The sequence below is a fragment of the Desulforhopalus singaporensis genome (genome assembly GCF_900104445.1).
GTDB lineage: Bacteria > Desulfobacterota > Desulfobulbia > Desulfobulbales > Desulfocapsaceae > Desulforhopalus_A > Desulforhopalus_A singaporensis.
The window spans coordinates 80754-106697 of sequence record NZ_FNJI01000017.1; the positions used below are offsets into that span (position 1 = coordinate 80754).

General features: G+C 51.4%; 25 protein-coding genes, 1 tRNA gene and 2 other RNA genes. 13 read left to right on the forward strand and 15 right to left on the reverse strand.

What is annotated here, in order from left to right; all coding sequences use genetic code 11:
• The first annotated feature begins 31 nt into the window (after nucleotides 1-31).
• Nucleotides 32-1387 carry a Na+/H+ antiporter NhaA gene (nhaA, locus tag BLQ17_RS12750; protein ID WP_092223438.1) on the forward strand — a complete coding sequence of 452 codons (1356 nt, stop codon included), beginning with the start codon at nucleotides 32-34 and terminating at the stop codon, nucleotides 1385-1387.
• A 26-nt stretch (nucleotides 1388-1413) separates the two neighbouring features.
• On the forward strand, nucleotides 1414-2412 hold the full coding sequence (locus BLQ17_RS12755) for a GNAT family N-acetyltransferase (protein ID WP_092223440.1): 999 nt from the start codon (nucleotides 1414-1416) through the stop codon (nucleotides 2410-2412).
• 76 nt (nucleotides 2413-2488) lie between these two features.
• Here BLQ17_RS12755 and BLQ17_RS12760 read toward each other — a convergent pair whose 3' ends face one another.
• A complete protein-coding gene (locus BLQ17_RS12760; RefSeq protein WP_176761213.1) occupies nucleotides 2489-2911 on the reverse strand; it encodes a pyridoxamine 5'-phosphate oxidase family protein in 423 nt (140 codons plus the stop codon).
• A 217-nt stretch (nucleotides 2912-3128) separates the two neighbouring features.
• On the opposite strand from BLQ17_RS12760, the gene BLQ17_RS12765 reads away from it, so the two are divergent.
• Together BLQ17_RS12765 and BLQ17_RS12770 are read left to right on the forward strand one after the other, a co-directional pair.
• Nucleotides 3129-3836, forward strand: a complete 708-nt coding sequence (locus BLQ17_RS12765; protein WP_092223444.1) for a Bax inhibitor-1/YccA family protein — start codon at nucleotides 3129-3131, stop codon at nucleotides 3834-3836.
• A 30-nt stretch (nucleotides 3837-3866) separates the two neighbouring features.
• Nucleotides 3867-4997 (forward strand): (Fe-S)-binding protein, encoded by a 1131-nt coding sequence (locus BLQ17_RS12770; RefSeq protein WP_092223446.1) that lies wholly within the window; start codon nucleotides 3867-3869, stop codon nucleotides 4995-4997.
• Nucleotides 4998-5045: 48 nt separating this feature from the next.
• Here the strand turns inward: BLQ17_RS12770 and BLQ17_RS12775 are convergent, their stop codons facing one another.
• Nucleotides 5046-5906: a prephenate dehydratase gene (locus BLQ17_RS12775; RefSeq protein ID WP_092223448.1), complete on the reverse strand. Its 861-nt coding sequence runs from the start codon at nucleotides 5904-5906 to the stop codon at nucleotides 5046-5048.
• A gap of 300 nt (nucleotides 5907-6206) precedes the next feature.
• Here BLQ17_RS12775 and BLQ17_RS12780 point away from each other — a divergent pair, with 300 nt between their 5' ends.
• Nucleotides 6207-7079, forward strand: coding sequence for a protein phosphatase 2C domain-containing protein (locus BLQ17_RS12780; RefSeq protein WP_092223450.1), 873 nt, complete (start codon nucleotides 6207-6209; stop codon nucleotides 7077-7079).
• Here the strand turns inward: BLQ17_RS12780 and BLQ17_RS12785 are convergent, their stop codons facing one another.
• Nucleotides 7080-8324, reverse strand: a complete 1245-nt coding sequence (locus BLQ17_RS12785; RefSeq protein WP_176761214.1) for a glycosyltransferase family 4 protein — start codon at nucleotides 8322-8324, stop codon at nucleotides 7080-7082.
• A gap of 365 nt (nucleotides 8325-8689) precedes the next feature.
• Here BLQ17_RS12785 and BLQ17_RS12790 point away from each other — a divergent pair, with 365 nt between their 5' ends.
• Nucleotides 8690-8959: a hypothetical protein gene (locus BLQ17_RS12790; RefSeq protein ID WP_092223454.1), complete on the forward strand. Its 270-nt coding sequence runs from the start codon at nucleotides 8690-8692 to the stop codon at nucleotides 8957-8959.
• A 30-nt stretch (nucleotides 8960-8989) separates the two neighbouring features.
• On the forward strand, nucleotides 8990-9193 hold the full coding sequence (locus tag BLQ17_RS12795) for a hypothetical protein (protein ID WP_092223456.1): 204 nt from the start codon (nucleotides 8990-8992) through the stop codon (nucleotides 9191-9193).
• Between the two features lie 78 nt (nucleotides 9194-9271).
• Here BLQ17_RS12795 and BLQ17_RS12800 read toward each other — a convergent pair whose 3' ends face one another.
• Nucleotides 9272-10180, reverse strand: a complete 909-nt coding sequence (locus tag BLQ17_RS12800; RefSeq protein WP_092223458.1) for an HD domain-containing protein — start codon at nucleotides 10178-10180, stop codon at nucleotides 9272-9274.
• Nucleotides 10181-10417: 237 nt separating this feature from the next.
• Between BLQ17_RS12800 and BLQ17_RS12805 the strand changes: the two genes are divergently transcribed.
• Nucleotides 10418-11314 (forward strand): diguanylate cyclase domain-containing protein, encoded by an 897-nt coding sequence (locus tag BLQ17_RS12805; RefSeq protein WP_092223460.1) that lies wholly within the window; start codon nucleotides 10418-10420, stop codon nucleotides 11312-11314.
• A gap of 15 nt (nucleotides 11315-11329) precedes the next feature.
• Here the strand turns inward: BLQ17_RS12805 and purF are convergent, their stop codons facing one another.
• From purF to BLQ17_RS12840, 7 genes are all read right to left on the reverse strand, one after another.
• Entirely contained in the window at nucleotides 11330-12754 is a 1425-nt protein-coding gene (purF, locus tag BLQ17_RS12810) for an amidophosphoribosyltransferase (protein ID WP_092223462.1), read from the reverse strand.
• A 279-nt stretch (nucleotides 12755-13033) separates the two neighbouring features.
• Nucleotides 13034-14191: a M20/M25/M40 family metallo-hydrolase gene (locus BLQ17_RS12815; protein ID WP_245695128.1), complete on the reverse strand. Its 1158-nt coding sequence runs from the start codon at nucleotides 14189-14191 to the stop codon at nucleotides 13034-13036.
• A 47-nt stretch (nucleotides 14192-14238) separates the two neighbouring features.
• Complete coding sequence (gene ispD, locus BLQ17_RS12820; protein ID WP_092223464.1) at nucleotides 14239-15417, reverse strand: 2-C-methyl-D-erythritol 4-phosphate cytidylyltransferase; 1179 nt, start codon at nucleotides 15415-15417, stop codon at nucleotides 14239-14241.
• 93 nt (nucleotides 15418-15510) lie between these two features.
• Nucleotides 15511-15862: RNase P RNA component class A (rnpB, locus tag BLQ17_RS12825), an RNA gene on the reverse strand.
• A gap of 11 nt (nucleotides 15863-15873) precedes the next feature.
• On the reverse strand, nucleotides 15874-16596 hold the full coding sequence (locus BLQ17_RS12830) for a zinc ribbon domain-containing protein (protein WP_092223466.1): 723 nt from the start codon (nucleotides 16594-16596) through the stop codon (nucleotides 15874-15876).
• Nucleotides 16597-16617: 21 nt separating this feature from the next.
• Nucleotides 16618-17460: a Nif3-like dinuclear metal center hexameric protein gene (locus BLQ17_RS12835; RefSeq protein WP_143005505.1), complete on the reverse strand. Its 843-nt coding sequence runs from the start codon at nucleotides 17458-17460 to the stop codon at nucleotides 16618-16620.
• A 194-nt stretch (nucleotides 17461-17654) separates the two neighbouring features.
• Nucleotides 17655-17730: transfer RNA gene (locus BLQ17_RS12840), tRNA-Ile, on the reverse strand.
• Between the two features lie 304 nt (nucleotides 17731-18034).
• Between BLQ17_RS12840 and BLQ17_RS12845 the strand changes: the two genes are divergently transcribed.
• The 5 genes from BLQ17_RS12845 (at nucleotide 18035) to ssrA (ending at nucleotide 23522) form a co-directional block, all read left to right on the forward strand.
• Entirely contained in the window at nucleotides 18035-19873 is a 1839-nt protein-coding gene (locus BLQ17_RS12845) for a M48 family metallopeptidase (RefSeq protein WP_092223470.1), read from the forward strand.
• A gap of 12 nt (nucleotides 19874-19885) precedes the next feature.
• Nucleotides 19886-20728 carry a deoxyribonuclease IV gene (locus BLQ17_RS12850; RefSeq protein ID WP_092223472.1) on the forward strand — a complete coding sequence of 281 codons (843 nt, stop codon included), beginning with the start codon at nucleotides 19886-19888 and terminating at the stop codon, nucleotides 20726-20728.
• Between the two features lie 111 nt (nucleotides 20729-20839).
• On the forward strand, nucleotides 20840-22645 hold the full coding sequence (locus BLQ17_RS12855) for a GspE/PulE family protein (RefSeq protein ID WP_092223484.1): 1806 nt from the start codon (nucleotides 20840-20842) through the stop codon (nucleotides 22643-22645).
• Nucleotides 22646-22678: 33 nt separating this feature from the next.
• On the forward strand, nucleotides 22679-23137 hold the full coding sequence (smpB, locus tag BLQ17_RS12860; RefSeq protein ID WP_092223474.1) for an SsrA-binding protein SmpB: 459 nt from the start codon (nucleotides 22679-22681) through the stop codon (nucleotides 23135-23137).
• Between the two features lie 19 nt (nucleotides 23138-23156).
• Nucleotides 23157-23522: a transfer-messenger RNA gene (gene ssrA, locus BLQ17_RS12865) on the forward strand.
• 14 nt (nucleotides 23523-23536) lie between these two features.
• On the opposite strand, the gene BLQ17_RS12870 is transcribed toward ssrA, so the two are convergent.
• The 4 genes from BLQ17_RS12870 to BLQ17_RS12880 form a co-directional block, all read right to left on the reverse strand.
• The gene (locus BLQ17_RS12870) at nucleotides 23537-24424 is read right to left on the reverse strand and encodes a tyrosine-type recombinase/integrase (protein WP_176761215.1); all 888 of its coding nucleotides are present in this window, start codon (nucleotides 24422-24424) and stop codon (nucleotides 23537-23539) included.
• Nucleotides 24425-24498: 74 nt separating this feature from the next.
• Entirely contained in the window at nucleotides 24499-24705 is a 207-nt protein-coding gene (locus BLQ17_RS22640) for a hypothetical protein (protein ID WP_176761216.1), read from the reverse strand.
• A 287-nt stretch (nucleotides 24706-24992) separates the two neighbouring features.
• Nucleotides 24993-25643, reverse strand: a complete 651-nt coding sequence (locus BLQ17_RS12875; protein ID WP_092223478.1) for a hypothetical protein — start codon at nucleotides 25641-25643, stop codon at nucleotides 24993-24995.
• A gap of 187 nt (nucleotides 25644-25830) precedes the next feature.
• A partial coding sequence (locus BLQ17_RS12880) for an ATP-binding protein (RefSeq protein ID WP_176761217.1) occupies nucleotides 25831-25944 on the reverse strand: 114 nt, incomplete at its 5' end.

Below are 25944 nucleotides of genomic sequence, written 5' to 3' on the forward strand. Positions count from 1 at the left end.
CCAGTCCTGAAAAAATTATCAACCCGGAACTATGACACAGTCGTTGATCAAAGAGTTGACCAGCCCGGTCCAGATGGTCGCCAAAATCATGAGGACCTCGAGTTTTCAATATTTCGTCAGCAAGATATCACAGGCCGGTTTTCTGCTTTTCGGCTCGGCAATAGTGGCGTTTCTCTGGTCCAACATCCATCCGGAGTCCTATGATCATTTCTGGCACCAGCAGCTGACGCTGCAGCTGGGCTCTTTTTCTCTCTCCCACTCCCTGGCCCACTGGATAAATGAAGGGCTGATGACGATTTTTTTCCTTACCGTGGGACTGGAAATCAAAAGAGAGTTCCTGGTGGGGGGATTGTCCGATCCCAAACGTGCCGCGCTGCCCGTTGCCGCTGCTGCCGGAGGCATGGTAGTTCCCGGACTGATCTATGCGGCCTGCAACCTGGCGGGTGATTCCATTTCTGGATGGGGGATTCCAATGGCCACGGACATAGCTTTTTCCCTTGCGGTGCTCAGCATTTTAGGCGATCGTGTACCGTTTGGCCTGCGTCTGTTCCTGACCGCTTTTGCCATTGCCGACGATCTCGGCGCGGTGCTGGTCATAGCCTTTTTTTACACTCCGTCGGTAAACCTGGGCGCCCTGGGTGCGGCCGCGGCCCTGGTCGTCCTGCTTTTTGCGCTGAACAGGGGCGGCGTCCGTCACTCCTGTTTCTATATCGTCTGCTGTATCGTGCTCTGGTTTGCGGTGGCGCAGGCAGGGCTTCATGCGACCATTGCCGGGGTCATAACCGCCATGTTTGTTCCTTCCTCGGGCAAATATGATACCGATATTTTCCTGAAACTGGTCAGTGACAGGCTGGAGAAAATTCGTTGCCGCCAGGACGGCGGGTGCGGGCGATCTATCCTGGTCAACCGCAGTCATCTCAACGCCGTCCAGGAGATAAAGCTTGCCTGCAGGGAGGTGGAGACACCGCTGCAAAAACTCGAGCATGGGCTTTCCTCCTGGGTCGGTTATCTGATTCTGCCGCTGTTTGCCCTTGCCAACGCTGGTGTGCACGTGGTAGGCCTTGATCTGTTCCAGGCGCTTACCCATCCCATCACCCTCGGCGTCACCCTTGGGCTTCTGGCGGGCAAGCCGCTTGGTATCTTTATCTTTACTTTTGCCATCGCCAGGATTTTAAAGGCGGAGCTTATCCAGGGTACCACATGGACCCATATCCTCGGCGCTGGTTTTCTGGGCGGTATCGGTTTCACCATGTCGCTTTTTATTGCAAATCTTTCCTTCACCCAGGGCGAATATCTTGAATATGCCAAAATAGGCATTATGATAGGTTCTTTTTTCAGCGCTTGCGGCGGGTATGCCCTGTTGCGCTGGAGCGGGAAACCGTCTTAATCCACAATCGTATCGACCCAAAAGTTATGCCACAGCTTTATCTTGACGAATATTCGAAAAATCTGGTGGGACGCCGTGTCTGCATAGCGTGCAGGGAGGGTATCCTGCGGGATAATTTTTCAGGGATAGTCGCCGATATAAAATTCCTGCGAAGATACGGTATCAAAACCACCTTGTTCCATAATCTGCCGAACCGGTTCGCCAACCGCAAGCTGTTAATCAAGATGGATAAAAGGCTTCCGGAAACCAGGATCGTCAGGATCGCTGCCGATGTTGATTTCTACCAGGCTGTTCTTGCAAGCGACGATATAGCTTTCAAGCTCATTTTTCTCGAAAGACGATACCTCATTGACGACAAGGGACTGAAAATCAACTCCCTGACCACGGGAAGGGCGCGCAGCTCCATGGCCGAATTCGGGGAGCTGGTGGCAAATGTCAATTTTCGCGCGGCGTTGAACCAGATCTGCGAGAAAATTGAAAACGGCTGCTGCGAGCGCGTCCATATTCTGCCCGCCGGGAAAAACAGCATAAAGCATGAGCTGTTTACCATAGAGGGATCGGGGACAATGATCGCCAATAACTTCGCAGAAGAGTTCCGGCGGGTAAAGAGCGATGAAGATGTGGCGATCGTCAACCGGATTCTGGCAATGTATAAAAGCGCCGGATACCTGAAACCGAGAAGCAAGAACTACGTGAGTGAAAACAAGCACCGGTTTTACGTTACCGCAATCGACGGGATTATCGTCGGCTGCGTAGAGCAGAAACCGGTGGATGAAAAAACGGTCGAGCTCGGGGCGCTGGCTATATCAACGCGGTTTCGCAACCAGCGGATCGGCGTTTTTACGGTCAGCGCATTTATCGACAGGATGCAGGAACAGGGCTATCGACGCTTCATCTCCTTGACGCGCAACCCCCGGCTGCAGGCGCTTTTTGCAAAAGTCGGCTTCGTTCCGATTGAAACCGATGAGTTTGTCGCGCGGCAGAAGATAAGCCCGGGGGTGCCGATGTATATAAAAATCGTCTGATGTCCCTCGCTACATCTCGATGTTTTCCGGACCCCAATAATCGTCAGTTCGTCGGGTCCGGAAAATGTGCCGCACCTTATCTTGTCCACACCTCGGGCTCAAGGGAGGCCGGTGTGCAGTATTCTATCCTGTACGGTTCGATGATCAGTACGCCGTAGTTCGGGTCATCGGGCCCCGAGAATATCGGGGTGAGCATATCGTTCCAGAAATTGTGACGCTCATCTCTGGTTTGGCTGAGTCTGGCCTGGGCCTGGATCTGCAGGTACGGTTCCATCACGGTGAGACTGTTTACCCCGCAGGTAACGTGCACATTGGGGTTTTGTTCAATCTGTTTCACTTTTCTTGACTCAATGAAAGTTGCGCATCGCAGCATCAGGTTTCCGTCGCCAACGGTAACCACATACCTGACCCAGGGGTTGTTTTTTTCCGTTACGGTGGCGAGTGAAGCGAGCTGTGGTTTGTGTATTATGTCAAGTATACGTTGTTTGAGGTCTGACATTGGCGTTTCTCCTAAATAGGTTGGTTGACAGGTTTTTGTTGCGTTAGGAAAATTTTGATAGTAATTCCCTGTAAGTATAACATGTCCGAATATCGGCAAAAAAGTGATACCGGGAAGATGTGTCGTTTTTTTGGTTTTTTGGGCCGACGGATGATTATTATAGACATGGATCCAATCAGCCATTGGCTAAAATATAATTTAACAAAGGAGTAAGGCAATGTATGAAAATGTTCAGCCGATGACAGCGGCCAGGGCAAGGCAGGAGGCTTCGACGATCTTTCTTGCAAAAACGTTCAACTGGATGGCCGTCGGGCTAGGGATAACGGGGATCGTCGCTTTTTTCACCGCGTACAGCGGCCTTGCCTACACCATTATCGGAACCCCTCTTTTTATCGTGCTGGTTTTCGGAGAACTCGGCCTGGTGTTCTATCTCTCGGCCAGGATCGAGAAGCTTAAGGCCGGTACCGCAAAAAGCCTGTTTGTCGGGTATTCGGTTTTAAACGGGCTCACGCTTTCGGTCATTTTCCTGGCTTACACAAGCGCCTCGATTGCCGGAACGTTTTTCATTACCGCCGGCATGTTCGGCGCCATGGCACTGTATGGCCTGGTGACCAAGAAAGATCTTTCCGGCTGGGGTTCGTTTCTGTTTATGGGCCTTGTCGGGATCATTATCGCCTCGGTGGTGAATATTTTCCTGAAAAGCTCCAATATGTACTGGATTATTTCCCTTATAGGTGTGTTTGTCTTTACCGGGCTTACCGCCTATGACGTACAGAAAATCAAGCGCATGGGGGAAGAAGGGATAATGGCCCAGGGGGAGTCGGCGATTACCAAGGGATCGATAATGGGAGCCCTGGCGCTGTATCTCGACTTTATCAATCTCTTTCTCATGCTGCTGCGCTTTTTCGGAGGTTCAAGGGACTGAGCTTTCGTCAGTCCGTTCCGGTAGCAGTCAATGACCAGGAGTATTTATTCAAGAAAGGTGCAGGGTGAAAAATCTTTAGTTCCCGGTGGTTGCAACAGCACCCTGCAGACGGTCTTCCGTGAGTGTCTGCGGTGCGGCAGGTGCGGCGAGCAATGTTCGTTTCTTCGCCGCTACGGCCATCCGGGGGAGATTGCCGCCCAGCACCTGCAGGACCCTTCGACCCATCTTCAAACGGGATATTTCTGCAGTCTGTGCCGTCTCTGTACCCAGAGTTGCCCCAAAAGTCTGCCGGTGGCCCGGATGTTTCTTGAGCTGCGCAGAAAAGCCGTTAAAACGAGTCGGGGACACTTTAGGGAGCACATACCTCTTCGGTTTTTCGAAAGAGTGGGAAATTCCCGTCTTTTTTCCATACGCTATATTCCCAAAGGGTGCGATACCCTGTTTTTCCCCGGATGTACGCTGCCCGGAATCAGGCCTGGGCAGACCATGGCGCTCTATGATGATCTGCGCAAGATCTTGCCAAAACTCGGTATTGTTCTTGAATGCTGCAACAAGCCCTCCCACGACCTTGGCCGGCAGGAAAGGTTTGCCGCCATGTTCCTGGCAAAAGTCGATGAACTGAAGAAGAGGGGGGTGAAAAATATTCTTACCGGCTGCCCTTCCTGCCTGCAGGTTTTCCAAAAGTACGGGGACGGGCTCAGGACCTCGCTGGCCTATTCCCGGCTTGACAGGTCCCGGCCGCCGCGGGATGGTATCCTGGGTGCAGAGGAGAAGGTTACCATCCATGATCCCTGTACCGCCAGGTTTATGCCCGAGGTGCACCGCGAAATACGGGAGCTCGTCGGGCGCAGCGGAAAAAAACTCTGTGAGATGGACCACAGCAGCGATACCACGTTCTGCTGTGGTGAAGGAGGCGGCGCCGCCAGGTTGGGACAGGGCAACGGCGACCAGTGGCGGCAAAAGCGTATGGCTGAGGTCGGCGGCCATACGATGATCACCTACTGTGCGGGCTGCACCGTGAGCCTGCAGGGCGAAAAGACGATTCACCTTATCGACCTGCTCTACCCGGAGCTTGCAACGCCCAAGGACCAGCGCGGTGGCTGGAGAGCCTATCTCAACAGGTTATGGGTGAAAAAGAAAATCGGTGAATTCTCCCGATGAGCCGCCGCCATATGGACCGCATGTTGCTCGTGAAACAAGGTGGCGCGGCTACTTCGCCTCCTGCTGGAGACGGCGGAAATGGTGTGCCGGGTATGTCCCCAGGATAACTGTTTTTTTAGCGAAAAACTCCAGTTCCTGAAAGGCAAGCTGGAGCGATCTGTCGGAAATATGCCCTTCGACATCGGCATAAAAACTGGCTACGTTGAAGTGTTTGTCCACATAACTCTCCAGCTTGACCATCTGTACGTTATTGGTGGCAAACCCTCCCAGAGCCTTATAGAGCGCGGCGGGAATATTGCGTACGTAAAAGAGGAAACTGGTCAGGTATTGTGCCCCTTTTTTCTTCTCGGGGATGTAGCTGTCCCGTGAGAGTACCAGAAAACGCGTGGTATTGTGATCCGCATCCTCGATATTTTTCTGCAGTATCTCCAGCCCGTAGATGTTCCCGGCAAGTTCCGATGCGATAGCCGCCTTGGTCGGATCTTTTAATCTTTTGACATCCGCCGCTCCGCTTGCGGTATCGGCGCAGACATGGGGCGTCAGGTTGTTGGCATCAATGAATCTGCGGCACTGCGGTAACGCGTGCACATGACTGTAGACGTCGCGCAACCGGTCGACAGATGAACCGGAGAGGCCGAGCAGGCAGTGGTGGATCGGTTGGAAATGTTCCCCTACGATATGCAGCTTCCCTTCAGGCATCAGGTAATGGACATCGGCCACCCGGCCGGCAAGGGTGTTGTCCACCGGAATCATTGCCAGGTCCGCCTTATGTTCCCTCACCGCCCTGAATGCGGCGCTGAACGAATCGCAGGGTACCGTCTCCATCTCCGGGTACGCTTGCCGGCAGGCCAGGTCCGAGTAGGCGCCGTTCATGCCCTGGAAGGCGATGGTCCTGTATTTTTCATGCATAAAAGACTCCTTGTAAAAAAATGACGCCTTTTTATGCCGCATTTTTATCCGGAAGTCACCCGTATTTGTGTGCCTGATGGAGCGAATCAGCCGGCAGATACCATGAAATATAACGGTAATAGATTGAAGTTATATGTAAAAATCATACCTGTGAAATCATCGAAATAAAATTTATGCAGGCGGCAGGAGATCTGCCATCGGCTCTGCCTATGGCAGGTCTTTTATATATCGAATCAAGCGATTTGCAATATCCGGTGGTTTCACTATTGTTTGGTATCAAAAATTTCAGGTGGAGCCAGGATGTATTTATCACAGGACAGTTTTCATACACACCCTTCGCTGCGGTCGTTTCTGCCATCGCAAGTCGAGTCCCTGCTGGAGCAGGGCAGCAACGAAATAAACGAGGACGTGGTGCTGGCTGAAGACAACATTTTCGGTGTATTTGACGGGGCCACAAGCCTGGGTGAAAGATCGGCGGAAATGAAAAAGGCAGGCGGCTTTGTTGCGGCAACCCTTGCCGCGGATACTTTTCGCCAGACAAAGCCGCAAAAAAGTCTTCTTGACCAGGCGCTCGTGGCCAACAGAAGTCTTGGTGCCATGCAGGATGAAACGAATTTTACCGAAAACAAGCGGTATAACCTCTGGTCGACATCGATTGCCGTAGTGAGGCTGCAGCAGGACCGGCTGGAATTTTGCCAGACCGGAGACTCGCTGATTGCGATATTGTATGACGACGGCAGTTACTCTTTTCCGGTTCCCGAGGTGGATATAGACAGGGAGACGCTGGCTCTCTGGAAGCGGAGAAGCAATGAGGAAAGCGGGCGGATTCATACATTGCTGGCGGACCAGATCCTCAAGGTCCGCAAAAAGATGAACAGGGAGTACGGGGTACTCAACGGTGAACCCCGGGCCGCCGAATTCATCCGTCACGGATTCTGCTCCCTTGACGGGGTGCGCAATGTCCTGCTTTTTACCGATGGCCTTTTCCCGCCAAAAGAAGATCCGCTGGAAAAGACTGACTGGGACTCTTTTGTCGGGCTCTTCCGTGAGGGCGGACTGCAGGCGCTACGCAACCATGTCCGCACCCTCCAGGCAACTGACCCTTTTCTCAGGAAATATCCCAGATTCAAGTGTCACGACGATATCGGTGCGGTGGCGCTGTCCTTTGCGTGATTACGCGTTCTTTTTCCTTTTATCTATAACTGACCTGTAGCTGTTCTCGATTTTTTGAAATACAGCCTGCCAACTATTGGCGGCCAGGATTGCGTCTATCTCCTGAGTTGGCAGGGTCGGGTTCTCCACCACAGTAGCGATCATCGATTTCAGGGCTTTTTCAAGGCGGAGCCGCAACATTTTTTCATCGGTTTTCTTCGGACTGTCCACTGTTTCAAGGGGAGGGAGGGGGATAAACCGGACCAGGTCTTCGCTGCATCCGCCGAGAAGTTCGGTGCAGCCCGGCAGGTTGGTGGTCACGATGCGGCAGCCTGCGCCCAGCGCTTCAAGCAGCACCAGCGGCAATCCTTCGTAGTATGACGGCAACACAAAGATATGGCATTGTGCCATGAGCTCGGCAAACCTGTCCTGGGGCAGGTGGCCGCAAACGGTGACCAGGCCGGAAAGCCGGCTCGCAAGGGACAAACACTCCTGCTCTTCACTGCCTGTTCCGGAGCCTGCCAGATGAAGGTGGAATTCAGGGCAGGAGTCGATTTCTGCCACGGTTTCCATGAGCCATTTGACACCCTTGGCAAATGATATTTTGCCACCATAGACCAGCTGCACCGGGGGAGCAGACGGTTTGTCGGGGTGGAGCTGAAAACGGCTGGTGTCTATTCCTCCACCGATGATATCGATCCGGTCGCCACCGATGTTGTAAAGATCGATGATCTTTTGCCGCTGGGCACCTCCCAGAGAAAGAACCCTGTCGCTTTTCCGGCATCCTGCTTCGACAAATTCCCGCAGGTGCGGACATTGGACGAATTGCCTGAGGTCCGTTGAGTGACACGATGTAACCATCGGAATATCGGGAACAAGCTGCCTGGCAACACTGGTGGCAATCCACAGATGGTGGGTATGGATGATGTCCGGGGAAAAGCGGGCAACGGCTTCTGCGACTGCATTCGCCCAGGCGGTTTTGTAGCTGTTGAGTTGAGCGCTGCTCAGGTCTTTGAACCGTGAGCTTTCATAGGGCATCACATCGCTCATTCCGGGGATGGCGAAATCAAGCGGTTCGCTTCCGAAATCGACAAAAGAGCAGGAGGTGGAATCAATCATCGCAAGATGCGGCCTCACCCCTCTTGACGATCCGGCAACGAGATAGTTCTCATGCCCGCTGGCACCGGCCTGGGAAATGATGTTCTGGAGGTAATATCCGCTCCCTGTGCTTTTCGGGTGCTGGCTGATAAGATGAAGTATTTTCATGGGCGACAGGAGAAATGCATGTGTAACGGTTTTGGCGTCTGTTCCGGTTCTTTGCTGCATTTTTTGGTAAAAGAAACAAGTTGCTGCCGGTTTTCAATTCGTGAACTATTCGGCCTGTGAAAATCATTTTGGTGCGGAAAACGCCTGCTGGAAAAACTTTATCGCACATTGCAGAAATTGCCAAGAGTACGGTGTCCACCATCGCGACAGATTGTTCCCCAATAGCAGGTTCTGCCAGCTGACTCTCAGGTGCACTCCGCCGTTGCTGCAACAAAAAATTGCACAACCACTCCTTGAATCAGGTTCATTTTAGCGTTATGTTTACACTGTTAGTCTCGTCTACTAATCACTAAGAGGTGCGTTGTATGGCCAGATCAAGATGCCCGTCATGTGAATATCACGAGTTTGAAGCCGTTCCCGTGACGACTAAAACAGGGCAGAAGTTTTGTCTGATCCAATGTATAGCCTGCGGAACAGTTGTTGGCGCCGTAGATGATGTGAAAATTACCAGTGTCATAAAAAAGACCGAAAAGAAAATTTCCAAATTCATCGATAGCCTCAACAGAAAGGTTGTTACTGTCTGTACCAGAAAAAACGATCAGGACGACAATAATACCAGCAAAAATCGCTTATAAACCGAATCCGGGTAATTCCAAGGAGATGAATTGAAAGAAGATATCGGCAGAAAACTGGTTGATGCGGTAAAAAATCCGGCAACCGGTGAAGCGCAGGAGAGTTTTGCCAAGGCTATGGAATTGACCAAAGCCTATGCGAGTTCAGGTTCGGCTACGCATTTCAGTACCGTAACGAAACTTTTTTACGATCTCTTCGAGATGTTTGAGACCGGTGAAGATCCTCGTACCAAATAGTTGGTGTGGTGACCAGCATCTTACGCTGTCGACCTGTGGCCCCGGGACAGGGGTTGTAGGATTCCGGTCTTATCCTGCCTAGATAAGTGGTGGTTTGCGCCTGAGGTGTTGGTCCAGGCAGTCTGTCTTTCTACAGTTTATCAGTATTTTTTTTAAGTATCTGATGTTGTTCCTGATGTTTTCAAGGTAGAGGTCCCGGTCGATGGCGTGCTGTTTCAAGAAGTGGGCGCGCATGGCTGTAGCGGTGAGCGGAAATTTGGTAACCAACCGCTTGAGGGCTATGTTGTAGTAGAAGTATGCGGTGCGCTCCATCAGCTCGATTGGGGTGCTGTACTCGTTTATCCCGCCCGCCTTCTGTTCTTGAAAGAGCAGCGGTAAAGACTCCAGGTAGTATCTGTCCGCCATCTGGGCGAGAATATCCGCTGATCCCACCACCTGACCGGCCAGACGGATCTCTCTAAGGTGGGGTTTAAAGGTTTCCGGATCGCTCTTTATCGCCGTATATCTTATGATTGTTTCACATCCGTCGCCGAGTTCTGCCGGGAGCTTCTTGGCGATAAGGTAATTCTGTAAAAAAACGATCGAGCGGGTTTCATGGTTTTTCAGGTATTTGCTGCCGCTGGTCGCGGTGTCGGTTTTTTTTACCAGCATGCCGCTGTCATGGAAATAGGCTGACAGCAACCCCTGCAACAGTGTCTTTTCGGTGACTTCGACCCCGTTGCAGCGCAGACCATGGAAAAGCCTTACCGTTGCCAGGACGGTCATAAGAGTGTGGCGCAGGTTATGGTAGGGCATGGTCGTTTTCTTGAAATCACCATCTGTTCCGACAAAAATCGAGACCAGGTCCCAGTGTATTTCCCTTATCAGTTCAAGTTCTATCCGTGGCCAGATCGGTCGTATGAGAAAAACAATCCATTCCAGGGGATCGTTCTGGTTGCCGCCTTCGAAAACAGACGACAGATATTTGCTGTTTCGGTTTGATTTCATCGTAGACAAACCATATTTTTTATTAATGGCCGATTTCTTGAAAAATATAACATTATATTATAACAGCATTTTTCATAAAAAAAATGGCAGGTGGCGGCAATCGGGGGTGATTTTGCAGTGATAAGAGTGGGTAACAGGATAATAATATTTATTGAAGGTACCGTTTCTCCTGCTATAATCATAGGATGATCGCAAGATGAATTACCTGGCAGATCTCTTCTTTAACTGTATTTAATTATGAACGCAAAAACCGCTTCAACTGTGGTCCTGATAGTCGATGACGACGAGCTGGTACGGAAAAGCCTGAGCGTGCTGGTTCATTCGTTTGGCTACTACTGTCTGGTTGCGGAAGCCGCTGAGGAGGCGGTCAGGGTGATGGAGTCGACACATGTCGACCTGGTTTTGTCCGACCTTGTCATGCCGGAGATGGATGGTCTGGAACTGCTTGCCTACATCAGAAAAAACCAGCACAATACCGATGTGATAATCTCAACCGGCTACCACGAGAAAATCAGTTATGCCGAAGTGATTCACGCAGGGGCCATCGATTTTATCAAGAAGCCGATTGATCAGGCCGAACTGGAAGCCAAGCTGGCAAGAGCAACCAGGGAGCGACGCATGCTCAGGGAGCTTGAGAAGCTGTCCAAACTTGACAGTCTGACCTCTATTCCCAACAGGCGGGCGTACGACGAAATGTTTTCAGTAGAGGTGGAGCGGGCTTATCGGCAGAATTATCCGTTAATGCTGGCAATTGTCGATATTGATAATTTCAAGGAATATAATGATCAGTACGGCCACCATGAGGGCGACAAGGTGCTTGTCGGCCTCGCCGAAATTCTAAAGGATTGCACCAGGGAAAGCGTGGATGTCTGTTTTCGTCTGGGAGGGGATGAGTTTGCGGTTCTCCTGCCCCAGGCCACCCCGGGCCAGGGGGAGGAGATCGTCCAGCGTATCCTGCAGAGCTATATGGAGCACGGTTTCGGCTCCACGACTCTCTCCATAGGGCTGGTATCCTGCAGGAGAAACAAGAATCTCCCCCGCGAGGAAGATGACATGGCCATCAAGAAACTGGCTGATCAGGCCATGTACGAAGCCAAGGAAAACGGCAAAAACTGTGTCCGTACAAGGAGCTGAACGCTTTTCCGGTTTTTATCCGAGCGCATCCTTGCGGAAAGTGCGGTCCGGCTCGACCGGATAAATTCCGTTAAAACAAGCGAGACAGAAGTCGTCGCTGGTCATCCCGGTTGCTTTCACCAACCCCTCAAGGCTCAGATAATGCAGTGAGTCGAGCCCGAGGTATGCTGCGATCTTGTCTATGGTTTTCTTGTTGGCGATCAGCTGGTCGGTTGATGGGAAATCGATGCCGTAGTAGCAAGCGTGCCGTGTGGGTGGACAGCTGACTACCATGTGCACTTCCTTTGCCCCTGCTTCCCGCAGTGCCCGAACCCTGCTTTTCCCCGTCGTGCCACGGATGATGGAATCCTCGACAATGATTACCCGCTTGTCCTTGAGGAATGACCGGACCGGGTTGAGTTTTACCTTAACGTTAAAGTCGCGCATCGACTGAGTCGGCTGGATAAACGTTCTGCCGACATAGTGATTCCTGATCACCCCCATCTCCATCGGTATTCCCGAAGCCTGCGAGTATCCCAGGGCGGCGTAGTTGCCGGAGTCGGGAAAAGGCATGACGAAGTCGGCGTCGATTTTTGCTTCTTCGGCGAGAATCTGCCCCATCCGCTTTCTCGCCTGATAGACGTTGATACCGAAAATTTCCGAATCGGGGCGGGCGAAATAGACCTGCTCGAATATGCAGAAATGGCTGTTCTGCTTGGGCCACGGGAAGATCGACTTCATGCCCTCCTTGTTGATCACCAGCACTTCCCCAGGCGCTATGTCGCGGATGTATTCCGCTTCGATGAGGTCAAGGGCGCATGTCTCCGATGCGACCACCCAGCCCTCTTTGCCGCCGTTTTTCAGTTTCCCCAGACAAAGAGGCCTGAAGCCGTCCGGGTCGCGAACCGCGATCAGGTCGTCCTTGGTCATCATCAGTAGCGAGTAGGCGCCTTTGAGCGAGGTAAAGGTCTTGCGCAGTGCGGTCTCCATGTCCTGGTCGGAGGCCCGGGCGATCAGGTGCAGCACGACTTCGCTGTCCATGGTGGTCTGGAAGATCGATCCCTGCTCTTCGAGGGCGGACCGGAGGGTGATGGAGTTGACCAGGTTGCCGTTATGGGCCACAGCAAGCATTTGCCCCTTGTGACTGACCATCAGCGGCTGGGCATTGGTTACATTGGACGCACCGGTTGTGGAGTAGCGGACGTGGCCGATCGAGATGTGTCCTTTGAGCTGCTGGAGGATTTCCTCGGAAAAGACTTCCGGCACCAGCCCCATGTCCTTGTGCATGGTGACGTTGGTCCCGTCGGAGGTGACTATTCCCGCACTTTCCTGGCCCCGGTGCTGCAGGGCATAGAGTCCGAAGTATGTTAATTTGGAGGAATCCGGATGGTTAAAGATACCGCATACCCCACACTCGTGTGCCGGGCGACCTGTGTTGTTGGGATGGTGCTGAGATAACATGGGAACAGGGTCCTCGTTTACCCGTCGTATCCGCCGATAGAGGCGATTTTTTCTCCGGGCGCTGTAGATGAGAAATTTGTAGTGTACGTTGTACCGATAAAATCCTGCGTCTTGAACCGGCGTGAAAAAAATTGCCGTCCAGGGTAGTTATGCAAAATGTGGAAAGGCACAAAGAATACGTCTTTGTGCCTTTCCACTGTAGTTTCCCGAAAATCGGAATGTAAAATAACCATTGGCTAAATTCAACAAGAAACAGGGGAAGAGCAGAAAAATAGCCATTTATTCCCCGGTTTCGGCTACCGCGATGCCACAGAGGAGCTCGGTCAGAACAACGAGGTCGTTAAGGTCTACCTGCTCTTCCAGGGTGTGTACCTTGCTCATTCCCGTGGCGATTATTGCCGTCGGCAGATTTCTGCCGGTCATGATATTGGCGTCGCTGCCGCCACCGGCCTGTATGTATTTCAACTCTTTTCCGGCAAGTAACGCCCCTTTGCTGACCCGCGCAATGACCGGTTCGTCCTGCTTGAGCTTTAGTGCCGGATAGTCGTCGTCTATGTTTATCGATACTGTTGGGCGATGCTCTCCGGTATGTTCGTCGCCCTGCCAGCCGGATATGGTTTTCTCGAAGGTGGCGGTGATCGTATCGGTATAGTTTTTCAGTTTTTCAGCCGAGTGACTCCTGACCTCGCCCCTGAGAACTACCTTTTCCGGGATGATGTTTGCCGCGACTCCGCCCTCAATGACCCCGAAGTTGCAGCTCGACTCCGCATCGAGCCTGCCAAGTTTGAGGTTATGGAGCGCTTCAGCGGCAAGTGCCAGGGCGTTGATTCCGTTTTCAGGGCAGAGACCTGCATGCGCCGCCAGCCCTTTGACCTCGACGTCAATTTTATTGGCGGCCGGAGCCTGTACCACCACATGGTTGATGCCGCTTGAGTCGAGAGCGTAGCCGTAGGGGGTCTGTATCTGGTCATAATCAAGATGTTTGGCGCCCAGCAGCCCGATTTCTTCACAGGTGGTGAGTATCACTTCGATCGTCGGGTGGGCCATGCCGGTTTCCCGGAGCACCTCCAGCATTTCGATAATGGCGGCAATGCCTGATTTGTCGTCTCCGCCGAGAATGGTGTCGCCTTTGCTGGTGAAGATGTCGCCGTCGCGTGTCACCTCGACTCCTGTCCCTGGCTCAACGGTGTCCATATGGCAGCAGAAGAATAAGCCTTTGCCGGTACCGCCGCGGCTGTTGAATCTGATTATCAGGTTGCCCGATTCGGATCCGGTTTTGCCAGCAGAGTCGTCTTCATATATTGTATCAGCGCCAAGAGCGGTAAATTTTTCCTTGAGATACTTCGAGATATTGCCTTCTTTTTGCGACGGACTGTCGATTTCACAAAGGGTGGTGAACGTTTTCGCCAGTCGTTCCCTGTCGATTGCAATTTCCATGGCTGTTTCCTTTTTGCATTATGCCTGAAATCACTACGGTACTGTTGTCAGCTGTCTTTCTGGAGCAGTACCACGGCATGACAGCTTATGCCAATTTTTTTTCCTTCAAAGCCCATCTTTTCGGTGGTGGTCGCCTTGATATTGAGGTTTTCGGGGACGGTTTGGCAGGTTTTTGCCAGCAGTGTCTTCATCCTTTCAAGGTAGGGCGCAAGTTTTGGCGCCTGGCACACCACGGTGATGTCCGCGTTGGCAACAATATACCCCCTGGAGAGAACAACTCCGATAACCTCTTCCAGCAGCTTGATGGAATAGATCCCCTTGTACCGGTTGTCGGTGTCGGGGAAATGGCCGCCTATATCGCCTGCGCAGACGGCTCCCAGGAGGGCGTCGCAGAGGGCATGGGTGAGGACGTCGCCGTCGGAGTGGGCGGCAAGGCCGTGGGTATGGGGAATCGTGACGCCCCCGAGAACGAGTTTTTTATTTTCCTCAAGGCGGTGGGCGTCGTAGCCGTGGCCTATCCGCATGACGGGTATGTGTTGTTCGGATAACAGCCGCTGTGCCACAACGAGGTCCTCCGGTCGGGTGATTTTGAAATTGGTCTCCGCCCCCTCGACCAGCTGTACCGGTATGGATGCGTTTTCCAGCAGGGAGGCCTCATCGGTGACGTCACGGTCACCGTTGTGCTCATAGGCCTGTTGCAGCAGGGTTTTCATCGCCGCCTGGGGCGTCTGGGCCTGGTAAAGCGTGGTGCGGTCGACGGTTTTGTCGATAAATCCGTCAAGATCTGCCATCTTCAAGGTGTCTTTTACCGGCACCGCGGCAATAGCCGCACCGTGTTCCACTGCGCCCTGATAGCATCTGTTGATTACTTCCGGACTTACCAGGGGCCGTGCGCCGTCGTGGACCAGCACCACCCGGCACCGGTCGGACAGCGCCTTAAGTCCGTTGTAGACCGAGTCCTGGCGCCTTGCGCCCCCCGCAACCAGAGACAGGTTTTTATTTGCTGCTTCCGGTGCGTATTGCGCAAAAAGTTCTCTTGTATGCGCCAGCTGATCCCGGGGCACCACGACCACGATCTCTTCGATTGCGGGATGGTCGATAAATGCGCGGAGGGTATGTACAAGGATGGGGGCGCCGGCGAGCTTGTGAAACTGCTTGGGATGATCAAGTTTCATCCTGGTGCCGAACCCGGCAGCGGGAATGATTACTGCGGCTTTCAAGGACATGTGAACGTTACGGAGATTAGCTGATTGTACTATCGGCAACGGTTGTGGCACGGTTTGCGGACTACGTGTTCATAACTGTTGCCGAAAATAAAAAAAATGGAGCGGGCTATAAGCCGAATTCTGTTCCCCGTAAGGGGTCGTGATCATTTCACTGGGATGTTGGTCGCCCAACACCTCTTGCAACCTACCCGGAGATTTCGGACGGGCCGCCCTCAAACATCTCCCTATTTGGTCTTGCTCTGGGTGGGGTTTACCGTGCCTTCCATGTCACCATGGAAGCGGTGAGCTCTTACCTCGCCTTTTCACCCTTACCTGCGGTTGCAGGCGGTCTGTTTTCTGTGGCACTTTCCCCCGGTCGCCCGGCGTTCGCGTTACGAACCACCCTGCCCTGTAGAGTTCGGACTTTCCTCTCCGGAAAAACCGGAGCGATCACGCACCCGCTCCAAACTTAGTATCTCACTGCTCTTCCATCACCGGTTCCATGTGGTAGATCAGGCGCTGGCAGGTGGGGCAGTCGAAGAGCTGGTCTCCTTTCAATAACATATTAAACCGTTGCGGCGGTATTGCCATAAAACATCCCTGGCAGACGCCTTCGAGTACGTTGACGACCGCCAGTCCGTTTCTTCTCTGGCGCAGGGTGTTGTATTTCCGGAGCAGGCTGGGCTTGAGGCTGCCGGCCTGTTCTTCCCTGATCGCGTCTTTTTCCTTCTTGCCCCGGTTGATCGCCTCGATATTGGCCCGCACCTTTTCCGTTTCCTCGGCCACCAGCTGCTTTTCACCTTTCAGGAGGTTTTTCTCCTCTTCCATCTGGGCGGTCAGTTTTTCAATCGAGTCCATCAGGGCGACGATTTTTTCTTCGTTTTCCTTGGCAGCTTTCTTGGCATCCTCGATTTCCTTAAGAAGGGCGGTCTGCTCCCGGCCGGTCTGGACCTGCATCATCTTCGATTGCCGTTCCCGGACATGGTTCATCTTGTCTTCCATCTCTGCTTCGAGAGTACGGGACTCTTTTTGCTGACTGAGGATTTTTTCCTGCAGGGTATTGATCAGGCTTTCCTTTTCAACCATCGCGGAAATACGCTGATCGAGACCGTTCTGCTCGGCCTTGATCGCATTTTCAATCTGGTCGATCTCAAGATCGATTTCCTGAAGTTCTACGAGTTGTGTGAGTAATTCGTTCAAGGTGATTCTCCTATGTCGATTTTACCTGGTGGTCAAGGTTTTGTATTTGGTGTCCATAAATGTGTAGGGATGTCGCTCCCTGGTGCTTTGCAGCACGGTGATGTTCCAGTTGTTCTTTTCGCTCTGGTGCTGAAGTTTATCGACCAGAAGCTTTACCGCCGGCTTCTCCGTTGCGTAGTGGGTACCGTCGATGATGCAGAAATCGTTTTCATTGGCCCAGATTGCCGTGGCATGTTTTATCTCTGCCGACAGATAGACGTCGGCGCCACGCTCATGGGCTAAGGGCGCAAGGTCGGATCCGCTGCCGCCGCACAGCGCCACCGTGGTTATTTTTTCGGGTAATCGTGCGGTCACCTGAACCCCTGGAACTTCAAGAACCGCCAGCAGCTTTTTGAGAAATTCCTCGCCGTTGACAGCAGCGGCGTAAGTGCCGATTCTGCCAAGGCCCGTCTGTTGGTTGTCGTTGGCCGCAGGCGATGGTACCAGGGGGGTGGTTGCATCCAGTCCCAGCTTGGCGGCAAGGTAACTGCTGACGCCTTCTTCGGCGCTGTCGAAGTTGGTATGACAGCCTATGATTGCGATGCGATTGGTGAGGGCTTTTTCAAGCAGAATTCCCGCGGTGGTGTCGGTTTTGATTGCGGCAAGCGGTTTGAAAATGACGGGATGGTGGGTAACCACTGTGTTGCAGCCACTGTCAATTGCTTCCTGGATCAGGGCGATGGTGGGGTCAAGGCCTATCATGATGCCGGTGACCTGCTGGGTGCTGCTGCCCACCAGCAGCCCTACATTGTCCCATGATTCAGCGAGATTGAAAGGGGCGTCGAGATTGAGAGTTTCGAGGATATTTTTAACTGTAGCCGCCATAAAGTTGTGTATCGTGTTGCAATAAAACAAAAAAGGTACACTCCACTTGGAATGTACCTTTCGCTTACCTCGTCCTTTCGGACTTCTGTCGTCCGAATCGACCTGCTATGATCAGGGGTGTTGTTTTCCCCGCTGTGAATATTTGCAATTTTTTCAATGAACCGGTTGTGTCTTATTCTGTGCTGCTGTACCAGTGGTGGGCGCAGTAGGATTCGAACCTACGACCGATCGGTTATGAGCCGATGGCTCTACCAACTGAGCTATGCGCCCTTGTCCTGCAGGATAAAACATCTCATTAAAATTTATATTTTTCGTGATGTCAATGAAAATAACACATTCTTAATGAAAAATTACAACAGGCGTGGGTCGAACCGGAATTGAAACGAGCAGGCAGGGCGCTCTTTCATAAATGGCAAAATTTGTTGTTACAAAATGGCGGCAATGCATTTATGTTATTGGAGGAGAATACTCATTTTTCAAGGCAGTTATATCAACGAACCGACAAAGGAGCCGAGACGGTGCGCCTGCCGGGTTTTGCGGGCCCGGCACGTCCTGGCAGTGGTGAATTCATTTGATGTACACAAACTTGTTTCTGTTTCTGGTCGCAATTTTAATGTTCAGCCTCGATTCTGTGCCGGAAAGCCCGCTGATGCCGCCTTTTGCGTCAATGGCGGTGGCGCTTGGTCTTGCCGTGATCTATGGAGCGGTGGCGACATCTCTTTTTCGGCGCGGAACGTTGACATCGTCTGCCTACTTCAAAAAAGAAAAGGTCCTGTCGCTGCTGGCTCTGGTGTTTTTCCTCCTGACGCTGTATCTGGCCGACCCCAAATTTTATCTGGCAAAGATTTCTCTTCTGTCAAAAATTCAGGCTCTTATGGATTATGCCGGAATAGTTATTTTTGCCTTCTATCTCTGTTTGATGTGGAGAGCGGCCAGACGGAGTTACGCGGTGATTTTCGGCAGGCGCCATACCTCGTTCTCCTTTATCGTTCATAACCTGAAAATTAACCTGCCCATCGTCCTGCCCTGGATCGTCCTGTTGTTAATGTTCGATATGGTGTCGCTTATGCCGTCGGCCCGGCTGCAGCGGCTGGTGGAGTCGCCGTGGGGTGAAAGTTTCTTCTTTATAGTATTTGTCTTTTTTATCGTTTTGCTTTTCCCTCCTCTTCTGAGAAGACTCTGGGGCTGTGAAAGGCTTCCCGATACTTACCTGAGAAGTCATCTCAGTGAGTTTTGCGCAAAACTTGGCTTTACCGCCGATTTTTATCTGTGGCCGCTTTTCGAGGGGCGGATGATGACTGCGGCGGTGGTCGGGTTTGTGCCCGGAATACGATATATCCTGGTAACACCAGCCCTTATCGAGACAATGAGCATGTCGGAGCTTGAGGCGATCATGGCCCATGAGATAGGACATGTGAAAAAACGTCACCTGCTGCTGTATATCCTGCTGATAGGAGGATTCAGCGCTCTTGTCGGAGTGGTTGCCGAACCGGCACTGTTGTTGCTGCTGTCAACGGATGTCACCCGGTTTCTCATGATAGACGTCGGTGTCGACATTGAAAGTGCGGTAACCGCAGGCGGAGCGGTGGTGCTGTTGTCTTGTGTCGTTATCTATTTTCGCTTTATTTTCGGCTACTTTATCCGTAACTTCGAACGTCAGGCCGACCTGTACAGCCTGCTGCAGGTCGGCTCCAGCGGGCCCCTGGTGAACGCTTTTGAAAAAATTGCGATAATGAGCGGCAATATCAGAAATCGCAAGAACTGGCACCATTTCGGTATCGGCGAGCGAATCGACTGTTTGCAAGAGGCCGAGCGGCAGCCGGAAAAGATTGTCCGTCACGATCGCAAGGTGCGGCTGAGCCTTGTGTGCTATGTTGTCGTGCTGCTTCTTGCAATAGCCGGAGCCCGCCAGTTTCCAACCGATGTGATGGTGGACCGGTACCAGGAAAAATTTATTGAAATTATCCTGCAGCAGCGGATTGTACGGGAACCCGACATAGGTCTGTGGCACCGTTTGGCCGGCGACCTGATGCTGGCGAAAAAACAGGAAAAAGAGGCGATTGCAGCCTACGAGAAAGCTTTTACCCTTGATCCGTCAGATTATGAGCTTATGAATAACTATGCCTGGCTGCTGTTGACCGCAAACGATCTGATGCTGAGAAATCCGGAAAAAGCGCTTGTGCTGGCAAAAGGAGCGGCCACCCTCAAGCCCAAGGGGTATGTTCTCGATACCCTGGCCACCGCATACTGGGCCAACGGCCTGAGGGAGGAGGCGATCACCATGGAGCAGCAGGCCCTGGCAAAGGATGAATCCCGGCGCGGGTTTTACCTGGAGCAGCTCAACAGGTTTCGCACCAGGACGTATGTTGATGAGATAGAGCAGGAAAAAGCAATAAACGATACCGACAACTAAAGAGAGAAAGAAATGGCATTGCTGGGAGCACATGAGTCCGTTGCGGGCGGTTTGTACAAGGCGTTTGACCGTATAAAAAAAGTGGGCGGCGAGTCGTTGCAGATATTTACCAGAAATCAGCGGCAATGGAATCCGGCCCCGCTTACGCAGGAAGAAATTGATCTGTATAAAAGAGCCCATGTAAAGAGCGGTGCCATACCAGTTGCGTCCCACGCGTCCTACCTGGTCAATCTTGCCACGGCTAAAAAAGAACTTCTGGAAAAATCGATCAACAGTATGGTCCTGGAGCTTGAGCGGTGCGACCAGCTCGGCATTCCCTTTGTTGTCATGCACCCTGGCTCGCACGGAGGCGACGGAGAGCAGGCGGGGCTTGAGCGGGTAGTCGCCGGGATCGACAGCTGTTTTGCAAGGATCAGTACCGGGGTCAAGCTGCTGGTTGAAACCACCGCGGGGCAGGGGACGGGGCTGGGCCGTACTTTTGCAGAACTGGGTTATATCCTGAAGAATTCTAAGTTTCCGCAATGTCTGGGCGTGTGTGTTGACACCTGTCATATTTTCGCCGCAGGCTATGAAATACGAACAGAAGAAGGCTACCAGAATACCATGGACGAGCTGGACCGGGAGGTGGGGCTTGAAAACGTACATTTTTTTCATGTCAACGACTCGAAAAAAGAGCTGGGCAGCAGGGTTGACCGCCACGAGCACATCGGCAGGGGAGAGATAGGAGTCGCGGGGTTTGCCAATCTGCTCAGTGATCCACGATTTGCTTCAATTCCCATGACCCTGGAGACTCCGAAAAGCGAGAGTCTGGCCGAAGATATTGAAAATCTGGCAACGCTTCGCTCTCTTACCTGATCGCGGTTGTTCTCCCTTGTTGTGATTTCGCGCATTAGCGGGTAGTGTAGTGGTCGTTTTCAGATGGAGTGTCGGGCATGGATGTCCCAGAGGGCTGTTGAGGGTGGATGGATGAAATTTTTAAATAGCGAGGCGCTGCTTGATCTGCTGGTCAATACCAGGGTGCTTACCCCGGAACAGCACCAGTTCATTACCTTGGAGAAAAGCAAACAGCGGCAAAAGCTGTTACGGCTTGCAGGAAAGGAGGGGGAGGGCGACAAAAGTTATCCCGACCTGGTCGATATTGTCAGCGCTTTTCATTTTACCCTGCAAAACAACAGCGACCGATTAATCGACGAAGAACTCATCATGCGGGTTGTCGCCAGGGACCGGGGAATTCCTTTTAAGAAGCTTGATCCGCTGGATCTGGACATGGATGTCACCACCAAGACCGTTCCGAGGAACTTCGCCATCCGCCAGCTGATACTTCCGTTCAATATGGTCGACGGGGTGCTGGAGGTGGCGATGTACAATCCCGATTCAGGACCGGTGCTGGAGGATATAGAGCAGGCCAATCAGGTCAAGGTTAAGCCGTATTTGTCGACCAGGGAGGATATAAAACGAATCATCGCCGAGTTCTTCGGATTCCAGAAATCGATAAGCGCTGCGGAAGACCAGTTCCGGATCGGATACGGAGGTTCCGGTGCTGTTGATATAGGCAACCTGGAACGGTATGTGAAGATCTCTTCCTCTAAGGAGATAACCTCTTCGGACCAGCATATCAAGTCGGCGGTCAACCACATTTTTCAGTACGCCCTGGAGCAGCGCGCAAGTGATATCCATATTGAGCCCAAGCGGGACGTGTCGGTTGTACGATTTCGCATAGACGGCGCCTTGCATACCATCTACAATCTTCCCAAAGCCGTGCATTCGGCTCTGGTATCCAGGGTCAAGTTCCTGTCAAGACTGGATATTGCAGAAAAAAGGCGCCCCCAGGACGGCAGGATCAAGATCGGCGGATCAAGCGGCAGGGATGTTGAGATACGGGTGTCCACGGTGCCTGTATCTTTTGGGGAAAAGGCGGTTATGCGGATCCTCGATTCGGCAATGATCTTTCAACAAGTTGAAAACTTGGGATTTTCTTCCCGCGATATGGAGGTGTACAATTCGTTTATCACCGCCCAGCACGGCATCATCCTGGTAACCGGGCCCACCGGAAGCGGAAAGTCCACCACCCTCTATTCCACCCTCAAGGAGATCGCCACCCCGGAGAAAAATATCGTTACCGTGGAGGATCCGGTGGAGATGGTCCATGAAGAGTTTAACCAGATCGCCGTGCAGCCGCTTATCGATGTAACGTTCTCGACTATCCTCAGGAATATTCTCCGGCAGGATCCGGATATTCTCATGATAGGGGAGATTCGCGACAAAGAAACGGCGGCCCATGCGGTTCAGGCGGCAATGACCGGGCATCTGGTGTTTTCCACTCTGCACACCAACGATGCGGTCTCCTCCATCGCCAGGCTTCGAGACCTTGGGTTGCAGCCGTTTATGATCGCCTCCACTCTTCTGGGCTGTATGGCGCAGCGGCTGGTAAAGACCATCTGCCCGGTTTGTGTGGAGAGTTTTGTCATTAGCGGCGTGGAGCTTGAAAATCTCGGTTTTCCAGTTGGTGGAGCGGAAAATTTAACCCTGAAGCGGGGAAAGGGGTGTCGGGAGTGCCGGGGAACCGGGTATAAGGGACGGTGCGGAGTGTTTGAGATTTTTCCGATGTCGTCGCAGCTCAAGAAAATGGCGGCAAGCGACGCCCACACTCTTGAGATGAGGCAGATTGCAATACGCGAAGGAATGACTACATTACGCGAGGATGCCTGGAATAAGGTGAAAAGGGGAATAACAACCATCGAAGAGGCGCTTCGGGTTACCTCGGAGAGGTGATTTTCTTTAACGCTAGGAAAACTGGAATTTTTAATGGGAATCAAGGTAGTAGCAAAAAACAAGAAAGCATTTCACGATTATTATATCGATGCGACCTATGAGGCGGGAATGGTTCTCTCCGGGCCGGAGGTAAAGTCGCTGAGGGCCGGGAAGGTGAACCTGCGCGACGGTTACGCAAGGATTGATTCACGGGGAGAAGTTATGTTGTACAACGTGCATATTTCCCTCTACACCTTTGCAACTCATAACCCCAACGAACCGCTCCGGGTACGAAAACTCTTGTTGAACAGAAGAGAAATCAAGAAATTAATAGGCAAGCTCAACGAAAAAGGCCTTGCCCTGATACCGTTGAAGATATATTTTAAAGAAAACGGCAGGGCGAAGGTTGAACTTGGCCTGGCCAGGGGTAAAAAGCTGTATGATAAACGGGCTGCCTTGAAGGAGAAGCAGACAAACCGTGAAATGCAGCGTGAGATGAGGGTTAAAAAATAACATCAACTTCTACAATAATGGGGGCGAAACGGATTCGACGGGGACGTGTAAGCTCGTCGTTGCATGCCGAGTTTCTATTGGCTCGTAAAACCGGTAGAACCTAAATATAATCGCAGACGATTATAACTACGCAGTAGCAGCTTAACACCTGTCATACTGCCGTCTCACCGATCTTCGCCCGTAAGATCGGATTCGGGGCGTCGACTCAACGGGCTGGTTTCCTGCAAGCCGTCTGTCTTTCAGGAAACGAGAATTAACAGTCTAGCCTTTTGAAATCTATGTTCCGACTGAGTTCACAAGGCGAAAATTAAAGTGCGGAACTAAGCATGTAGATACGAGAGGGGAGCGTTTTCGGACGCGGGTTCGACTCCCGCCGCCTCCACCATTTTTTGATAATAATTACGGCAACTTGGATAATTTCCGGTTGCCGTTTTTGTTTGCCATGCGTTTGCCACTTCTGGACGCTTCGTAGATAGATAAAGCGTCGTCTGTTTGAACCTGTAAATACCTGTCAAAAGCCTTATTGGTACTGTGCATGGTGCCGGCTTTGATCTGTTCCGGTGAAAATTGTTTTCTAAGCGCTGTGACGGTACTATGTCGGGTCCCGCCATAAAGGTCTATACCGTCAATACCGAGATTGCTACAGGCTTTTTTCCACCATTTATAGAGATATTTTTCTCCAAAAGGTTGCCCAGGCTTCACACCGGAAACTCCACGGCCATGACGGAAAAAAGATAGGTGCGGTAATCCTGTCGGCATGCTCTCGATAAGTTCCTTGTCTTCTTCAATCATTGGAACCAGTTTTTCTTTACCTTCCTTGGTGTGCAAAACGATAAAGTATCCAAGTTTTGTATCGATATCCCGCTCTGTCATCTTCAGGAGCTCCCCTGGACGGATTGATACATAAGTTGCCAGCCATTTTATACCCAGCCATATTTTCGGATTACGGTGGTAGGAGATCCGCTTCACTTCGTCTATGATTTTCTCCTGAGTATCTTTGTCGATTATTTTCCGAAATCCGAGATTGAATTTTATCTCTGGAAATTCTGGGAACTGTTGCAAGGTAATGACTCGGCGCTTTCTTAACCACGTCCAAAAGGTATGCAGACATGACTTTATATTTGATCTGGTTTTGTCAGATACTTTCTGCGAGAAAAGAAAGTCCTCGATTTCTGCATATCCGATCTGCTTTATGTTGGTATCTCCCCAGGAGGACATTGCAGCTTTCATATAACGGTTGAGATTGGTAAAGGATCGAGGCTTAACTTCCTGCTCCTTGATATCCAACCATTTTTCAGCCAGAGTGATAAAACCAAGGGGATTACCTTTTTTGTAATCCCTGGGATCGAATGTCCCCCGATCTACTTCATAGCGGACACCATCAAGGAAACGTTCTGCTTCCTCGAAGGTCTTGAATCTTTTCTGTGTCCCTCTTCCGAAGTGAACCCGAAAGCGAGCTGTTGCTTGCTGCTGCGGATGATCGGGACAAAATAGCCCTCTTTTCCTGCTGCTATAAACGAATCTGGCACCACAAAGACTGCAATTCTGATCTGAATAGATAGACCCACGCATACACATCCCCTCCGAATTAAACAGGATTCTTGAGTTATGTGTATACATTATATAGCAATAATTATTTACGAAATCGAAAAATGGATTTCTGCAGCTTGCCATGGTAATGATTGCAAAAGAAGCATGAATACCTGACAAGATAGGAGGTGCAGTAGCCCAGATCCGCTGGAACTATCGTAATCAGCTGGCTTGTCGGTTCATAAACATAGGGTCCAGACTCACCACACTTCGGACATTTACTATATTTTCGAAATAGATAGTCTTCAAAGTCCATGGCATTCGCTTAAAATGTCAGTTCATAATCATTTGCCAGAGCGAGAAATTTTCTTCTGAATGGATGGTATTCTTCCATTGCTTGCTCCATTTGTTGAACTGCGATCTTCTGAACTGTTGCCATCATTCCAAAGAAATCGTCAGGGGAGTGGCCAAGTCCGGCGCATATGGAAACCAACAAACCTCTAGTCTGGTCCAACAGTGGTTTGATGGCCTTAAATCTATTTTTTTTTATGGCTCGAACTGCAATTTCCGGGGTGTTGGCAATGGCCTGGACTGTTTTCCAAAAAAAACTGATTTTGGCTTTGTCCTGATTGCGATTTTTCCTGTCTACCTCACGGACACAATGACGGAACCAGTCCTGGGTAAGATATCGCCATATTGCAACAGAAGATTTTAAGAAGTCGTTGAAATTTCCAACTTTCAAGAATTGGTTGAGGGCATCTTTTCTAATCTGGAACTCAACACGAGTAACGGAATGCAGTTCCTTGTGCCTTTGGCCCTTTTGGATCTCGCCGGACCATTTATCGATAAAAAAATCCAATTTATGGATACTGTGAGGTTTCCGAATCTCAAGCATCTTATCGTAGATCCTCAGTACGATATCTCCTTTTCCGTATTGAACTCCGGTAATCTTACGATTACTTCTGTCAATCAGCATTCAAAATTGACCCCCTGTCAGCGTCCAAAAATGACCCCCAAAAAGTAAAAAGGGGGTTCCATTAATCCTGTTATTTTAAAGCTTTCATCTCAAGGTAGCCCCAATTGAGTTCTGGCGCGAGAATGGGCCCACCAAAATGCTCGTCGGAGCGGCAGAACTCAACTGGGGCGGATAGTAAATGATGAACTTATTTTCTATTTTTCAGCCGATAACTCTCATTGCCGGTTTCTACGATGTCGCAATGATGTGTCAAACGATCAAGTAGTGCAGTCGTCATCTTCGCATCCCCAAAAACCTGTGA

Excerpts from the sequence above, each read along its gene's own strand:
- BLQ17_RS12850 (WP_092223472.1), top strand. The coding sequence starts at position 19,886 with ATGGCATTGCTGGGAGCACATGAGTCCGTTGCGGGCGGTTTGTACAAG.
- BLQ17_RS12835 (WP_143005505.1), bottom strand. The coding sequence starts at position 17,460 with ATGGCGGCTACAGTTAAAAATATCCTCGAAACTCTCAATCTCGACGCC.
- smpB (WP_092223474.1), top strand. The coding sequence starts at position 22,679 with ATGGGAATCAAGGTAGTAGCAAAAAACAAGAAAGCATTTCACGATTAT.
- BLQ17_RS12765 (WP_092223444.1), top strand. The coding sequence starts at position 3,129 with ATGTATGAAAATGTTCAGCCGATGACAGCGGCCAGGGCAAGGCAGGAG.
- BLQ17_RS12845 (WP_092223470.1), top strand. The coding sequence starts at position 18,035 with ATGTACACAAACTTGTTTCTGTTTCTGGTCGCAATTTTAATGTTCAGC.
- BLQ17_RS12785 (WP_176761214.1), bottom strand. The coding sequence starts at position 8,324 with ATGAAAATACTTCATCTTATCAGCCAGCACCCGAAAAGCACAGGGAGC.
- purF (WP_092223462.1), bottom strand. The coding sequence starts at position 12,754 with ATGTTATCTCAGCACCATCCCAACAACACAGGTCGCCCGGCACACGAG.
- BLQ17_RS12780 (WP_092223450.1), top strand. The coding sequence starts at position 6,207 with ATGTATTTATCACAGGACAGTTTTCATACACACCCTTCGCTGCGGTCG.
- BLQ17_RS12790 (WP_092223454.1), top strand. The coding sequence starts at position 8,690 with ATGGCCAGATCAAGATGCCCGTCATGTGAATATCACGAGTTTGAAGCC.
- BLQ17_RS12775 (WP_092223448.1), bottom strand. The coding sequence starts at position 5,906 with ATGCATGAAAAATACAGGACCATCGCCTTCCAGGGCATGAACGGCGCC.
- ispD (WP_092223464.1), bottom strand. The coding sequence starts at position 15,417 with ATGTCCTTGAAAGCCGCAGTAATCATTCCCGCTGCCGGGTTCGGCACC.
- BLQ17_RS12805 (WP_092223460.1), top strand. The coding sequence starts at position 10,418 with ATGAACGCAAAAACCGCTTCAACTGTGGTCCTGATAGTCGATGACGAC.
- nhaA (WP_092223438.1), top strand. The coding sequence starts at position 32 with ATGACACAGTCGTTGATCAAAGAGTTGACCAGCCCGGTCCAGATGGTC.
- BLQ17_RS12770 (WP_092223446.1), top strand. The coding sequence starts at position 3,867 with ATGACCAGGAGTATTTATTCAAGAAAGGTGCAGGGTGAAAAATCTTTA.
- BLQ17_RS12855 (WP_092223484.1), top strand. The coding sequence starts at position 20,840 with ATGAAATTTTTAAATAGCGAGGCGCTGCTTGATCTGCTGGTCAATACC.
- BLQ17_RS12800 (WP_092223458.1), bottom strand. The coding sequence starts at position 10,180 with ATGAAATCAAACCGAAACAGCAAATATCTGTCGTCTGTTTTCGAAGGC.
- BLQ17_RS12755 (WP_092223440.1), top strand. The coding sequence starts at position 1,414 with ATGCCACAGCTTTATCTTGACGAATATTCGAAAAATCTGGTGGGACGC.
- BLQ17_RS12875 (WP_092223478.1), bottom strand. The coding sequence starts at position 25,643 with ATGCTGATTGACAGAAGTAATCGTAAGATTACCGGAGTTCAATACGGA.
- BLQ17_RS12760 (WP_176761213.1), bottom strand. The coding sequence starts at position 2,911 with ATGTCAGACCTCAAACAACGTATACTTGACATAATACACAAACCACAG.
- BLQ17_RS12815 (WP_245695128.1), bottom strand. The coding sequence starts at position 14,191 with ATGGAAATTGCAATCGACAGGGAACGACTGGCGAAAACGTTCACCACC.